We start from the raw sequence: 12,309 nt of genomic DNA, 5'->3' as shown, positions 1-12,309 counted from the left end.
AGGGCTACTGAGAGAATTGCGGCGTTTCATCGGGTATCGCTGTCTCAATAGATTTCACTGCCCCAGTAGTCCTCATGGTGAGGTGGGAGCGCAGCGACCCTCGAACCACGAGGACGTGGCAGAATGGGTGGCTTTCGCGGTGACCTTGCGGCTGGGGCGCTACCTCAGGATGGGCCCCGGCCTGCGCCGGGGTGACACCGTGGGTGGGGAGGCGTCGTGCCACAGTGGCGCATGACGAGAACCTCTCTAACCAATCGCCGCCATCACATCGGCGGGACGACGCCCTTGGTGCCGACGACGACGGTATGAGACGAAATGGTGCCATCGGCGGCCACCTCGGAGGGGATGAAGACCGCTGCCCCGGGCACCAGGTCCGCCTTGGTCGCGGGGGCGAACGTGACGATCGGCGTGGCTTCGGGAATATCGATGGTCTTCTCGTTGCCCTGATAGGTGACCTTGACGGAATGGCCATCGGCGGCGGTTACCACGTCGGCCACGGTAGCATTGGTCATGGTGCTGCCCGGCTGCAGGTCCCAGGCGGAGCTGCCTTCTCCGGCGCCCTTCAGCGCGGCGGGGAAAATAAGAACCTCTAGCGCGCCGTCGCTACCATCAGCATTCGGCAGCGAGGCAATGCCCACATAGTCGCCGGGCTTGATATCGGCGGCGGAAGCGGTCGCAACGCTCGACACTGCCCAGCCATCGGGCAGCACAATGGTCTTGTCCTCGCCCTCGCGCGTTTTGATGGTCAGGTTCGAGCCCTCGAAAGTCGTGATCGTGCCGCGCAGCCGGACGCTTTCGGCAGCCTGTGCCGCCACGCCCAGGGCAACGATAGTTGTGCTCGCCAGCACCAGCAGGCCAATGGCCCGGGAAAATTTTGCCAATTTCATGATGTCATCCTCATTCAGTCGCTGTGGCCACGCCAAAGTCTACGCCTCTCAGCGAGGGCGCGGAAAAAACACTTGTTGATGGAACCAGACGCCGAGTGGCTCGCGGCTAAATCCCGCCATACCAATCGTAGCCGGTGTCTTCCCAATAGCCGCCCTTGCCCTTGCCGAAGGGGCTGAGGTCATCGACTAGCTCGATAGTGTGGAGATATTTCGGCTGCTTGTAGCCTAGCGCCCGCTCGATACGCAGGCGGATCGGGGCGCCGTTGGCGACGGGCAAGACCTGGTCGTTGAGGCCGTAGCTGAGGATCGACTGGGGGTGATAGGCGTCGATCAGGTCCGAGCTGGTATAATAGATGATGTCGCCCGACAGCGTCTTCTGGATATTGTCGTAGCAGTGATAGACGGCGAACCGCGCCTGTGGCTTGACCCTGGCCATATCGAGGATCGGGCCGAGCGGCGTGCCGGTCCATTTGGCGATGCAGCTCCAGCCTTCGACGCAGTCGTGGCGAGTGATCTGGCTGCGGGCCGGCATATTGCGCAATTCATCGAGCGAGAAGCTGACCTCCTGCTCGACCATGCCGGTCACCTTGAGCTTGTAATCGGCGAAGTTATTGGCCTTGAGCGCCAGGTAATCCGGCGTCGTCGGATCGGTCGAGCCATTGGGGCGCTGGCCCTGGCGGATTTCGCTGGCGGAGTATTCGCGCGCCAGAGTCTGCGCCCCGATCAGGCGGCGCTGTACCTGATAGGTCATGACGTTGGCCTGTTCGAGAATCTTCCGGACTTGCCCGTCGCGCTCACCGACGAAGTCGAACTGGTCGCAACCGGCCAGGATCAGGGAGGAGGCAGCGGTGGCGCCGAGGCCCAGGAGGCCCCGCCGTGTGAGCTGGATGCCGCTCATGGCTTGTCTCCCTCATTGAGTGGGGTGCCGGGGCTGGCGCGATACCAGCCGGTGATCATCGAGCGCAATTCGTTGAACGGGTTGGCGATGATGACCATGATGATGTGGACGACGAAGAACAGCACCAACAGGCTCATGACGACGAAGTGGATGGTGCGCGCCGTCTGCCTTCCCTGGAAGATATCGAGCAGCCAGGGGAACATCGAGTCCATCCCCGGCGACATGGTCAACCCGGTGGCAATGATCAGCGGGAACAGGATGAAGAACACCCCGAAATAGGCGACCTTCTGCAGCGGCGTATAGGAGCGGCCATGGTGGAAGCGCAGCGTGGCGTGATCGACGATGTCCTTGGGCAGGCCGGTCACATCCTTGGGTTTGACGATGATGTCGCGCCAGATATGGCGGTTGAAAAAGCTGGCGAGGAACCAGACGAACATGGTGAGCACGAAGACCCAGCCGAAGAAGAAATGCACCACGCGGCCGGTGCCGAGATCGCGATAGGACGGGATGGTCGCAGCGCCGGGAAAGCCCTGAAACTGCGGCCGGTCCGCCGAACCGCTCATGCCGAACACGCCGGTGGTATCGAAGGTATAGCCAAGCACCGTCGTGCGGCCGCGCGGGCCGGCATCGGTATTGACCGCGGACATCGACAGCACCGCATTATCGAACTCGAAGCCCGATTGCTGGCCGACATAGAGCGAGGGATGAGCATTGAAAATCTGCAGCCCGCTCAGCAGCAGGAAAAACAGGCAGATCGCCCAGATCCAGTGGGTGACGCGGGTCCAGGCCGATTGGCGATAGATCAGCGGGCCCTTGCTGGCCGGCACTGCGGTCTGCTCGCTCATGACTTTTCCCCTCGGACGTTGCCGGCCGCCCCGCGCCGCCGTCCAATGCAGGAACGGTACAGCGCGGCGCGACGGGCGGATATCACTTAAATGTTATTTCGAAACCGGTGCCATCGCGTCGGCGGGAGCCATCGCGTCGGCCGGTGCCATCGAGTCGCCCTTTTGCATCGACTGGATGGCGCCCATCACGTCCATGCCCTTATGCAGCCCATCACACGCGGCCATGGCCGCCATTTTGACGGCTGGAAAGGTCATCGTGTCCGCCTGCTGGTTGCAGGTCGCGAAGTCCGCATCGCTCATAGGGGTAATTGTACCCATGGCATCAGCGGGAGCCATTGCGTCAGCGGCGGGCGCCATGGCGTCGGCGGCCGGAGCCATGGCGTCCTGGGCAAAGCTGGCGGGGGCAGCGGACAGGGCCAGCAGTAGGGCCAGGGCGGGAAGCGAGGCGAGGTGGAGATTGAGTTTCATGATCGGTTCCTGATCTCGACCACGCCCCTTTGACGTGGATCATGCTCCCCATTCGCCGTGTCCGCGCCGGCGGTTACCGCATCACGCGCTCGTGACCAGAAAATATCGCCATGGCCTTTTGCATGAGCGCGGATGTAACCTTTGCGGGGGCGGAGACGAATGGCAGGCTGATGGTCGAGACGGACACCACAGAAACGCGGTTGCGAGCGCTGATGCTCGCCGCGCTGGATGGCGATGCCGTTGCCTATCGCACGCTGCTGGCCGAGCTGAGCCGGCATTTGCGGCCTTATTTCACCCGGCGGCTGCACGCCGCCCACTCATCCCATGCGGAGGATCTGGTGCAGGAGACTTTGCTGGCCGTGCATACGCGCCGCATGACCTATGACCGCGACCGACCGTTTACCGCCTGGCTGCACGCGGTCGCGCACCACAAATTCGTCGACCACGTCCGCCGCCACGCCATTCGCCCGACCGTCCAGCTCGATGATGACGCGCCGATCTTTGCGCGTGACGAGAGCGAAGACGCCGCGGCACGCATGGATGTAGACACTGTGCTGCAAACCGTGTCGCCGCGCACCGGTGCGCTGATCCGGCAGGTCAAGGTCGAGGGCGCGTCCATTGCCGAAGCTGCCGCGACAGTTGGGATGAGCGAAACCGCAGCCAAGGTGTCGATCCATCGCGGGCTCAAGGCCCTGACGGCCCGTTTTGCGGGAGGCCGCGATGACCGATGACCTGATCGCCAGGCTGAGCGCCGATTTGCGCCCGGTGCGGCGCGGCATATTGTGGCAATTGCTGATCGGGGCGCTGCTGGTCGGCGGCATCGTCGCGGCAATCGCCATGTACATGATGCTGGGCCTGCGCGAGGACATCGCCACGGCGCCGACCACCATGATCTTCTGGACCAAGTCCTTTTACACCTTCGCGCTGGCGGTGTTCGGGGGCTGTGCCACCATCGTCTTGGCGCGCCCGGATGGGCGGACGCGCTGGCCCTGGATCGCGGCGATCGGGCTGGCGGTCCTGCTTGCGGTCGGCGCGTCGCTCCAACTCATGATGATGCCCCCCGAACAGACCATGCATCTGATCGTCGGCGGCTCGGCGCTGGTCTGCCCGCTCTATATCATTGGCCTGTCGATGCCCGTATTGGCGGGGGTACTGCTGGTATTGCGCCGTATGGCACCGGCCAGGCCGACACTGGCGGGCTTTGCCGCCGGCTTGTTTGCCGGCGGTGCGGGGGCCTGGGTCTATACCTTCCACTGCGGCGAGAACGGCATGATGTTCCTGACACTGTGGTACACGCTGGGCATTCTGGTGGTTGCCGCCCTCGGCGCGCTGATCGGCCGCTTCGCGCTACGCTGGTAGCTCTTCGCGCGCTGCCCAGTTGATACCCCGGCGCAGGATGGTGGCCATTTCGGGCACTTCGAATTCCTTGGCTTGATGGCCCAGTGTCGAGTGGAACACCCTTCCCTGCCCGTGCCGCCGCTTCCACACCACTGGCATCACCACGCCATCGATCCAGGGCGCGGTGTCGCCGTTGAATGTGGTCGTCGCCAGCACCTCGTTGGAGGGATCGACATGCATGTAGTATTGCTCGGACGTGTAGGGAAAGCTCTTGAGCCCCGCCATGATCGGATCGTCCGGCTTGGTAATATCGACCGTGTAGTCGACGATATTGCCGGGGTGCTGCACCCACTGCCCGCCCACCATGAACTGGTAGTCCACCGCATCGCGGAAGGCGTCGCTCATGCCGCCGTGATGACCCGCCAGCCCGACGCCATTCTGCACGGCGCGTGTCAGGTTCTCGACCTCGTCTTTCTGGATCGTGCCCATGGAAAAGATCGGAACGATCAGCGACAGGTCATGGATCGAGGGATCGGCAAAGGCCGAGGTTTCTGTGGCCATGCGCACGGAAAACCCATCCTCGTGCAGCCAGCGACGGTAGATCGCCGCGCATTCTTCCGGGTCATGCCCGGCCCAGCCACCATAGACAATCAATGCACTGCGCATGCTCAAATCCCCGCAAATCAACGCGGCGGAGCTTATCGCAAAGTGACGGTTTTGGAACCCGAGGCGTTATTCGTGGGCAATCGGCCGCAACTGGAAGAGGACAACCGGCGCTCGATGGGCAAAGGCCCAGCCGCGCAGCACCGCGAAGTTCAGCCCCGAGGTCAGGGCGATCACCAGCGTCGCAGCGACCACCGAGGTCATGCCCAGAATGCTGTAGACCAGGTAGGAGAACAGCGTCACCAGCGCCAGCGCCATTAGCTGAACGCCGATATAGCGCGGCAGCGCGTGGCTGTGTGGCAGGTCGGACTGGAACGAAAACCGGCGGTGGGCGAGATAGACCGGACCGATCAGCACGGCGTAGCACAGCGCATTGAGCAGGGAGCTTTCCGACCCAGTCACCTGGCTGGCAAGGCTCGACAGCGCCACGAAACCGGCCGCGCCCGCCGCCCCGATGAACACGAAGGCCGCCAACTGGCCCATGACCGAAGGCCCTTCGACCGGCATCGGCGAGGTATCCGGCATCATGCTGAACAAGGCTGCGCTCACGGCTTTTCCCCAAACGATTAGGCGATCGATGGAGCTATCCTAGGCAGGCGCGCTTGCCGCAATGCTTACGGTTGCATGGCGCCAATGCAATCTTGGTCGGGATGGTTGAGAAATGCTGAACCCCGCCATTGATCCTGGTGGTGGATTTTGACCGGCCGGTCCACTTTCCCATGTCATAAATTGCTGGTTAACTCATGCCTCGTCGCGGCCGGCCATTTACGCCATGGCCGATGCTTGCCGAAGGACTTCACTGCATAAAAACCAAAGGATGACAGGGATGAAAAAATTACTTCTCGGCGCCACGGCGCTGACCATGATGGCCGGTTTTTCCGGCGCGGCTTACGCCGATTTCACGCTCAATATCCTCCATATCAACGATTTCCACTCGCGCTTCGACCCCATTACGGGCACCGACAGCGACTGCAATGCCGAGACCGACGCCAAGGGCGAATGCTTTGGCGGCATCGCGCGGCTGAAGACCGAAATCGACGCCAAGCGTGCCGAATTCAAGGACGGCAATTCCCTGCTAATCTCGGCCGGCGATAATTTCCAGGGCTCGCTCTACTACACCACGTATAAGTCCAAGGTGGTTTCCGACTTCTTCAACCAGATGGGCTTTGACGTCGTTGCCACTGGCAACCACGAATTCGACGACGGCCCGGCAGAGTTCTCCAAGTTCATCGCCGCAGCCGATTTCCCCATCATTGGCGGGAATTTCGACGTTTCGCGCTCACCCGATCTGCGCGGCAAGATCAAGGGCTCGATCGTTCTCGAGGTCGGCGGCGAAAAGATCGGCATCATTGGCGCGACCACCGAAGACACACCGGATATTTCCTCGCCGGGCGACGATGTCGAATTCACCGATATCATCCAGTATGTGCGCGGTGCGTCCGAAGCGCTCGACGCTGCCGGCGTCGACAAGATCATCCTCCTGAGCCATATCGGCTATCCGATGGACCAGCAGGTCGCCGCGGCTTTGCCGCTGGTCGACGTGATCGTGGGCGGTCACACGCACACGCTGCTCTCCAACACCGACGAGAAGGCTGCCGGCCCCTACCCCACCATGGTCAAGAACCCCGATGGCGTGGAAGTGCCGATCGTGACGGCCAACCAGTATGGCAAATATCTGGGCGATATCGCGGTGACCTGGGATGACAACGGCGTCGTCACCAAGGCCGAGGGCGCGCCCTTCCTGATCGATGCTTCGGTCAAGGGCGATACCGATTTCGCCACGCAGTTGACCGCTCTCGCCGGGCCCATCAAGGAAGCCATGAGCGTCGTCATCGGCAGCGCCACCGCCGCTATCGAGGGCTCCCGCGAGGTCTGCCGCGCACAGGAATGCGCCATGGGCAACCTGCTGGCCGATGCCATCCTCGACCGCGCTGCCGGCCAGGGCGCCACCATCGCCTTCCAGAATGGTGGCGGCGTGCGCGCCTCGATCGACGCGGGCGACATCACCAAAGGTGAGGTCATCACCGTGCTGCCGTTCTCCAATACGCTGGCAACCGTGCAGGTTTCGGGTGCCGACGTGATCGAAGCGCTGGAAAACGGCGTCAGCGATATCGAAAACGGTGCCGGGCGCTTCCCGCAGGTGGCAGGGCTAAAATTCTCGTTCACCCTGGCCAAACCCGCCGGTGAACGCGTCAGCGATGTTCAGGTCAAGACCGACGACGCCTGGGGTCCGATCGACGAAGACGCCACCTACACGATCGTCACCAACAACTACGTGCGCGGTGGCGGCGACGGCTATGGCACCTTTGCGGAAGGCGAGAACGCCTATGACTTCGGCCCGCCGCTTGAAGAAGTCGTTGCCGACTACATCGCCAAGCAGGGCGGCAGCTACACGCCCTATACCGATGGGCGGATCACCGAGATCAAGTGATCTCCGGATCGATCTGGACTGCGAAGGGCGCCCATTGGGCGCCCTTTTTGTTGGGGTTATCGCGCCAGCCAGACCGAATACGGCCCGATGCCGAAGGCTTCATCCGGCGCGTCGTCCAGTACGGCAATGAACTCGATCGAATGACCGTCCGGGTCGGCGAAATATTGCGAGAGGGCCGGCATCCAGCTCAAGACGACCGGCTCGGATGATGGCTCACCGTGGAAGCCGAGCGGCGTGACGCCATGTGCCTGCAGGGTTGCGGCCGAGGCCAGAACGCCGGCGACGCTCATGCGGAGGGCGACGTGCAGGTGCATGCGCAGTGGACCGCTACCGGTCTCCCATAGGCCCAGCATCCCGGTTTTCTTGTCGTTGATCCAGAAAAAGGCGATGCGGCGCTCGGCGAAGGTCTTGGCGAGTTCGAGGCCGACCACGTCGCGATAGAACGCAATCGACCGGGTGAGATCGGCGACTGTGAGGTGGGTTTCATAGAGCCCATCGATATGGGGCATGCTGGTCGTCATCGGTCGTCCCTTTCCAAGAGCTGGACGCGGGTCTACAACCTCAACATTACTTGAGGTCAAGAGCGATGGCAAAAGAGCTGACGGTTGGGCAGGTGGCGGAGCGGGCCGGGGTGGCGGTATCGGCGCTGCATTTCTATGAGGCCAAAGGTCTGATCCGAAGCCACCGCACCGCAGGCAACCAGCGGCGCTATGACAAGGACGTGCTGCGGCGGGTCGCGATCATTCGCGTGGCGCAGGAATTGGGGATTTCACTGGCCGAAGTCGGCAGCGCCTTCGCTGGCCTGCCCGAGGGAAGGCCCTTGTCGCGCGAGGATTGGGAAGGGATGTCCACGCGCTGGGCGGCGGGGCTGGACGCGCGGATTGCCCAGTTGCAGCGCCTGCGCAGCGGCATGGCCGATTGCATCGGATGCGGCTGCCTGTCGATCGACCGCTGTGGCCTGCTGAACTGGGAAGATCGGCTGGCCTCTCATGGACCCGGCCCGCGCCGCCTGCTCGGCGACGATTAGGTGCGGCGGGCGAGCTGGTTCCAGCCGAGCAGGATAATCACCGCGCCCACAATGGCGCCGATAAAATTGGCGCCATCAGTAGGCCCGTACCAGCCGATCCGCTGGCCGAGCCAGGTGGCCACCACGGCGCCGACGATGCCCAGCACGGTGGTGAGGATGAACCCGCGCGGATGATGATTGCCGGGCGTGACCCAGCGAGCGATCAGGCCGGCGAGAAATCCGATGATGATGGTGCCGAGAATGCTCATGTGACGCTCCGATTGTTGGGTGATAAGTCGGAAGCGGCGGGGCGGGTTGCAAGGGGTATGCGAAGATCGGGGCTACCCGTCCCCCCTCCTACCTCCCCCATCATGGGGGAGGTTTCACTCCACTCTTGAGACTCGATCCAGTTCAACCCACCGGCAGGCACCTCCCCATTGATGGGGGAGGATGGGAGGGGGTGTCGTTTGGCCCCGAAGCTAACAAAAAGGCCCGCCGAAGCGGGCCTTTCAAACTCGAAATTGCGGTGCTTAAGCCACCTTGTGTTCGGTGTGGTCGCGGTCGGTGACCGTGGCCAGGTCCAGCACTTTCTGGATATTGGTGGCGTGGCGGAAGGACGGCTCCAGATTGACGCCGCTGCGGACGGCTTCGACGAAGCGCATGTAATTGGTCGGGACGGGGTCGCAGGCGACTTCGGTCCAGGTGCCGGTTTCGGCATCGGGGCCGAGGCAAGTCATCAGCTTGCTCCAGTCGTGCCGGTGCTGCACTTCCACCGATCCCAGTTCGCCATAGATGCGCAGGCGCAGCTCGTTGAAATGGCCGGTGGCCCAGCGCGTGGCGTGGATGACGCCGAGGGCGCCGTTTTCCATCTGCGCGGTCATGGCAAAGCTGTCATTGGCGTCGAGATCGTATTCGCCGATCTTGTTGTTTTCAGCCTTCTCGAAGGTTTCGAGGCGGCAGAATACCTTGGCGTAATCGCTGCAAGCGCCATAGGCGGCGAAATCGAGGATGTGCACGCCGATATCGCCGAGCACGCCATTGGAGCCGTGGCTCTTGCTGAGGCGCCATAGCCACTGCGACTCGGTGCGCCAATCGCCCCAGGCCTTGGAGACCAGCCAGGACTGCAGGTAGCTCGCCTCGAAATGCTTGACCTTGCCGACCTGGCCGGAGGCGACGATTTCGCGGGCTTTCTGGAGCTGGGCGACATTGCGATAGGTCAGGTTGACCATGTTGATCAGACCGAGGCGTTCGGCCGTCTCGGTCATTTCCATGGCCTTCTGGTGATCGGTCGCCAGTGGCTTTTCGCAGAATACGTGCTTGCCACCATTGAGCGCTGCCATGGTGGTGGCGTGGTGGACGCTATCGGGCGTCACATTGGCCACGGCGTCGAATTCGCCCCAGGCCAGGGCCGCGTCGAGCGAGCCGAAGCCGCGCGGGATATTGTGGGTGGCGGCGAACGCCTCGACCCGCGCCGGATCGACGTCGACGCCGCCGACCAGCGTCACGCCCTCGATGGCGGCAAAGTGTTTGGCATGCTGGTTGGCCATGCCTCCGGTACCCAGAATGAGCAGCCGCATATTCGTGAATTCCCTAAGCGGCGTCAGTGACGATCCGCATGTGTCCAACTATCTCGGTGTCATCCCGGCCTGGGGCCGGGATCCATCCTGAGATCTCGAGATGGGCCCCGGCCTGCGCCGGGGTGACATTGTGTATGCGGGGCGATGTAGCCCCAAGCGCTGCTTAGCGGAAGCCTTCTTCGCGGCCGTGGTGGAGTTTCGGGCCGCGCTCTTCGATCTTTTCGATGGCTTCCTCAACCGGAGTGTTCGGCGCATCGAGCAGTTCGGGGTGGCTTTCGGGATTGTAGGCCCAGTTCACCGCGTTGCGCAGGACCTTGCCGACGGTGTCGTCGTGATAGGTCGGATAGGTTTCGTGGCCGGGGCGGAAGTAGAACACATTGCCGGCGCCGCGACGGTAGGTCAGACCCGAGCGGAACACTTCGCCGCCCTGGAACCAGGACACGAAGACGGTTTCCAGCGGCTCGGGCACCGAGAAGGGCTCGCCGTACATTTCTTCGTTTTCAAGCTCGAAATAGGCAGGCAGGCCCTTGGCGATCGGATGGCCGGGATTGACGACCCAAAGGCGCTCACGCTCGCCGGCTTCACGCCAGTGCAGCGCGCAGGGCGAACCCATCAGGCGCTTGAAAATCTTGGAGAAATGGCCCGAATGGAGGACAATCAGGCCCATGCCTTCCCAGACGCGCTTGGCGACGCGCTCGACGATCTCGTCTTCGACCTGGCCGTGGGCGGCATGGCCCCACCAGACCAGCACATCGGTATTGGCCAGCGCCTCGACGGTGCAGCCATGCTCAGGCTCCTGCAGCGTCGCGGTCTTGGCGACGATATTGCTATCCTGGGAGAGCAGCTTGGCGATCTGGGTATGCATCCCTTCGGGATAATTGTCGGCAACGACCTTGTTCTTTTGTTCGTGAACGTTTTCGCCCCACACCAGGGTTCGGATCGCCATAGTCGTCTCCTATAGAATTTTTTGAAGTTTTGGCGCGCGCAAGGCCGCTTGGGCAAGGCGCCAGTGTTGATAGGTGGCGGAACAACCCGCCGGGACTGTGGCGCCGAACAGTGTCCGGCGCCTCAATTTCGTGTCCCCCACGCATTCCGGCATGAACTGCCGCGTCTTGTTATTGAGAGGCCGGCATTGCTGCCGGCCCCTGGATATCAGCGGATCGGCTTGCCGGCCGCGTCGAAGCGATGGATCTTGTCGTCCATCGGCGAGATGTGCACGACATCGCCGCTCTTGTAACTGTTGACGCCGTCGAGGCGGACCACGACGGGCTCCTCGGTGCCCATTTCGAGATAGACATAGCTGTCCGCCCCGAGATTTTCAGTGTGGATGACAGTGCCGTTCCACACGCCGTCGCTCGGCTTGATCACCAGGTGCTCGCCGCGCACGCCCACCGTGTGGGCACCGAACGGCGCGGCCTTGGCGCCGTCGATGAAGTTCATCTTGGGCGAGCCGATAAAGCCGGCCACGAACAGCGAGTCCGGCTTTTCGTAGAGCTCCATGGGCGTGCCCACCTGCTCGACCAGCCCATCGCGCAACACGCAGATGCGGTCGGCCAACGTCATGGCCTCGACCTGGTCATGCGTCACGTAGATCATCGTCACATTGTGCATACTCTCATGCAGCTTGGCGATTTCGATGCGGGTGGCGACGCGCAGCGCCGCATCCAGGTTCGACAAAGGCTCATCGAACAGGAACACCTTTGGATCGCGCACGATGGCGCGGCCGATGGCGACGCGCTGGCGCTGGCCGCCCGAAAGCTGCTTGGGCAAGCGCGCCAGATAGGGCGTGATCTGCAGCAGTTCGGCGGCGTTCTCGACGCGCTTGCGGATCTCTTCCTTGTCGTTCTTGTCCTTTTCCAGCGTCAGCCCGAACGCCATGTTCTCGAACACCGTCATATGCGGATAGAGCGCATAGGACTGGAACACCATGGCGATGCCGCGCTTGGACGGCGCGACTTCGTTGACGACGCGGCCATCGATCTCGAGCGTGCCCGAGGTGATGGTTTCAAGCCCCGATATGCAACGCAGCAGCGTCGATTTGCCCGAGCCCGAAGGCCCGACGAACACGACGAACTCCCCCGACTTGATCTCGAGATTGACGTCTTTCAAAATCTCCACGCTGCCGTAGCGTTTGTGGAGATTGGTGATTTTCAGATCAGACAATAAAGTCTCCCTAGCCGGGGGCGGTGGCAAAGG

The 12,309-nt window shown here is 62.6% G+C and carries 15 protein-coding genes; 4 read left to right on the top strand and 11 right to left on the bottom strand.

Annotated features, from left to right (window positions below; all coding sequences use genetic code 11):
* Positions 1 to 263: 263 nt before the first annotated feature.
* The 4 genes from JWR51_RS14250 to JWR51_RS14235 form a co-directional block, all read right to left on the bottom strand.
* Positions 264 to 887, bottom strand: a complete 624-nt coding sequence (locus JWR51_RS14250) for a hypothetical protein (protein ID WP_299748587.1) — start codon at positions 885 to 887, stop codon at positions 264 to 266.
* Between the two features lie 106 nt (positions 888 to 993).
* Positions 994 to 1,785, bottom strand: coding sequence for a molybdopterin-dependent oxidoreductase (locus tag JWR51_RS14245; protein WP_299748585.1), 792 nt, complete (start codon positions 1,783 to 1,785; stop codon positions 994 to 996).
* Positions 1,782 to 2,630, bottom strand: coding sequence for a cytochrome b/b6 domain-containing protein (locus tag JWR51_RS14240; protein ID WP_299748582.1), 849 nt, complete (start codon positions 2,628 to 2,630; stop codon positions 1,782 to 1,784). The genes JWR51_RS14245 and JWR51_RS14240 overlap by 4 nt, the downstream gene beginning before the upstream one ends.
* Positions 2,631 to 2,723: 93 nt before the next feature.
* On the bottom strand, positions 2,724 to 3,098 hold the full coding sequence (locus JWR51_RS14235; RefSeq protein WP_299748579.1) for a hypothetical protein: 375 nt from the start codon (positions 3,096 to 3,098) through the stop codon (positions 2,724 to 2,726).
* A gap of 170 nt (positions 3,099 to 3,268) precedes the next feature.
* Here JWR51_RS14235 and JWR51_RS14230 point away from each other — a divergent pair, with 170 nt between their 5' ends.
* Positions 3,269 to 3,829, top strand: a complete 561-nt coding sequence (locus tag JWR51_RS14230) for a sigma-70 family RNA polymerase sigma factor (protein WP_299748590.1) — start codon at positions 3,269 to 3,271, stop codon at positions 3,827 to 3,829.
* Positions 3,819 to 4,457: a DUF1109 domain-containing protein gene (locus JWR51_RS14225; protein WP_299748577.1), complete on the top strand. Its 639-nt coding sequence runs from the start codon at positions 3,819 to 3,821 to the stop codon at positions 4,455 to 4,457. Before JWR51_RS14230 ends, JWR51_RS14225 begins: the two co-directional genes overlap by 11 nt.
* On the opposite strand, the gene JWR51_RS14220 is transcribed toward JWR51_RS14225, so the two are convergent.
* Both JWR51_RS14220 and JWR51_RS14215 read right to left on the bottom strand, forming a co-directional pair.
* Entirely contained in the window at positions 4,446 to 5,102 is a 657-nt protein-coding gene (locus JWR51_RS14220) for a ThuA domain-containing protein (protein ID WP_299748574.1), read from the bottom strand. The genes JWR51_RS14225 and JWR51_RS14220 overlap by 12 nt on opposite strands.
* A gap of 66 nt (positions 5,103 to 5,168) precedes the next feature.
* The gene (locus tag JWR51_RS14215; RefSeq protein WP_299748571.1) at positions 5,169 to 5,648 is read right to left on the bottom strand and encodes a GtrA family protein; all 480 of its coding nucleotides are present in this window, start codon (positions 5,646 to 5,648) and stop codon (positions 5,169 to 5,171) included.
* Between the two features lie 277 nt (positions 5,649 to 5,925).
* Between JWR51_RS14215 and JWR51_RS14210 the strand changes: the two genes are divergently transcribed.
* Positions 5,926 to 7,530, top strand: a complete 1,605-nt coding sequence (locus JWR51_RS14210; RefSeq protein ID WP_299748569.1) for a bifunctional metallophosphatase/5'-nucleotidase — start codon at positions 5,926 to 5,928, stop codon at positions 7,528 to 7,530.
* A 56-nt stretch (positions 7,531 to 7,586) separates the two neighbouring features.
* On the opposite strand, the gene JWR51_RS14205 is transcribed toward JWR51_RS14210, so the two are convergent.
* Complete coding sequence (locus JWR51_RS14205) at positions 7,587 to 8,051, bottom strand: VOC family protein (protein WP_299748566.1); 465 nt, start codon at positions 8,049 to 8,051, stop codon at positions 7,587 to 7,589.
* 65 nt (positions 8,052 to 8,116) lie between these two features.
* On the opposite strand from JWR51_RS14205, the gene soxR reads away from it, so the two are divergent.
* Positions 8,117 to 8,557 carry a redox-sensitive transcriptional activator SoxR gene (gene soxR / locus JWR51_RS14200; RefSeq protein ID WP_299748564.1) on the top strand — a complete coding sequence of 147 codons (441 nt, stop codon included), beginning with the start codon at positions 8,117 to 8,119 and terminating at the stop codon, positions 8,555 to 8,557.
* Here soxR and JWR51_RS14195 read toward each other — a convergent pair.
* The 4 genes from JWR51_RS14195 to JWR51_RS14180 all read right to left on the bottom strand — a co-directional run bounded on the left by JWR51_RS14195 (position 8,554) and on the right by JWR51_RS14180 (position 12,276).
* Positions 8,554 to 8,805: a GlsB/YeaQ/YmgE family stress response membrane protein gene (locus JWR51_RS14195; protein ID WP_299748561.1), complete on the bottom strand. Its 252-nt coding sequence runs from the start codon at positions 8,803 to 8,805 to the stop codon at positions 8,554 to 8,556. The genes soxR and JWR51_RS14195 overlap by 4 nt on opposite strands.
* Positions 8,806 to 9,066: 261 nt before the next feature.
* Positions 9,067 to 10,113 (bottom strand): Gfo/Idh/MocA family oxidoreductase, encoded by a 1,047-nt coding sequence (locus tag JWR51_RS14190; protein ID WP_299748558.1) that lies wholly within the window; start codon positions 10,111 to 10,113, stop codon positions 9,067 to 9,069.
* A 163-nt stretch (positions 10,114 to 10,276) separates the two neighbouring features.
* Positions 10,277 to 11,059, bottom strand: a complete 783-nt coding sequence (locus tag JWR51_RS14185; RefSeq protein ID WP_299748555.1) for a ThuA domain-containing protein — start codon at positions 11,057 to 11,059, stop codon at positions 10,277 to 10,279.
* Positions 11,060 to 11,265: 206 nt separating this feature from the next.
* Positions 11,266 to 12,276, bottom strand: a complete 1,011-nt coding sequence (locus JWR51_RS14180) for an ABC transporter ATP-binding protein (RefSeq protein WP_299748552.1) — start codon at positions 12,274 to 12,276, stop codon at positions 11,266 to 11,268.
* Positions 12,277 to 12,309: the final 33 nt, after the last annotated feature.

The organism is Devosia sp. (genome assembly GCF_028290625.1).
Classification (GTDB): Bacteria; Pseudomonadota; Alphaproteobacteria; order Rhizobiales; family Devosiaceae; genus Devosia.
Note: the sequence above shows the minus strand (reverse complement) of the source record. Positions and strands in the feature narration are given on the sequence as shown.

Bases quoted from the DNA above. Each gene is read 5' to 3' on its own strand.
- JWR51_RS14250 (WP_299748587.1), bottom strand. From the start codon at position 887: ATGAAATTGGCAAAATTTTCCCGGGCCATTGGCCTGCTGGTGCTGGCG.
- JWR51_RS14245 (WP_299748585.1), bottom strand. From the start codon at position 1,785: ATGAGCGGCATCCAGCTCACACGGCGGGGCCTCCTGGGCCTCGGCGCC.
- JWR51_RS14240 (WP_299748582.1), bottom strand. From the start codon at position 2,630: ATGAGCGAGCAGACCGCAGTGCCGGCCAGCAAGGGCCCGCTGATCTAT.
- JWR51_RS14235 (WP_299748579.1), bottom strand. From the start codon at position 3,098: ATGAAACTCAATCTCCACCTCGCCTCGCTTCCCGCCCTGGCCCTACTG.
- JWR51_RS14230 (WP_299748590.1), top strand. From the start codon at position 3,269: ATGGTCGAGACGGACACCACAGAAACGCGGTTGCGAGCGCTGATGCTC.
- JWR51_RS14225 (WP_299748577.1), top strand. From the start codon at position 3,819: ATGACCGATGACCTGATCGCCAGGCTGAGCGCCGATTTGCGCCCGGTG.
- JWR51_RS14220 (WP_299748574.1), bottom strand. From the start codon at position 5,102: ATGCGCAGTGCATTGATTGTCTATGGTGGCTGGGCCGGGCATGACCCG.
- JWR51_RS14210 (WP_299748569.1), top strand. From the start codon at position 5,926: ATGAAAAAATTACTTCTCGGCGCCACGGCGCTGACCATGATGGCCGGT.
- JWR51_RS14205 (WP_299748566.1), bottom strand. From the start codon at position 8,051: ATGACGACCAGCATGCCCCATATCGATGGGCTCTATGAAACCCACCTC.
- soxR (WP_299748564.1), top strand. From the start codon at position 8,117: ATGGCAAAAGAGCTGACGGTTGGGCAGGTGGCGGAGCGGGCCGGGGTG.
- JWR51_RS14195 (WP_299748561.1), bottom strand. From the start codon at position 8,805: ATGAGCATTCTCGGCACCATCATCATCGGATTTCTCGCCGGCCTGATC.
- JWR51_RS14190 (WP_299748558.1), bottom strand. From the start codon at position 10,113: ATGCGGCTGCTCATTCTGGGTACCGGAGGCATGGCCAACCAGCATGCC.
- JWR51_RS14185 (WP_299748555.1), bottom strand. From the start codon at position 11,059: ATGGCGATCCGAACCCTGGTGTGGGGCGAAAACGTTCACGAACAAAAG.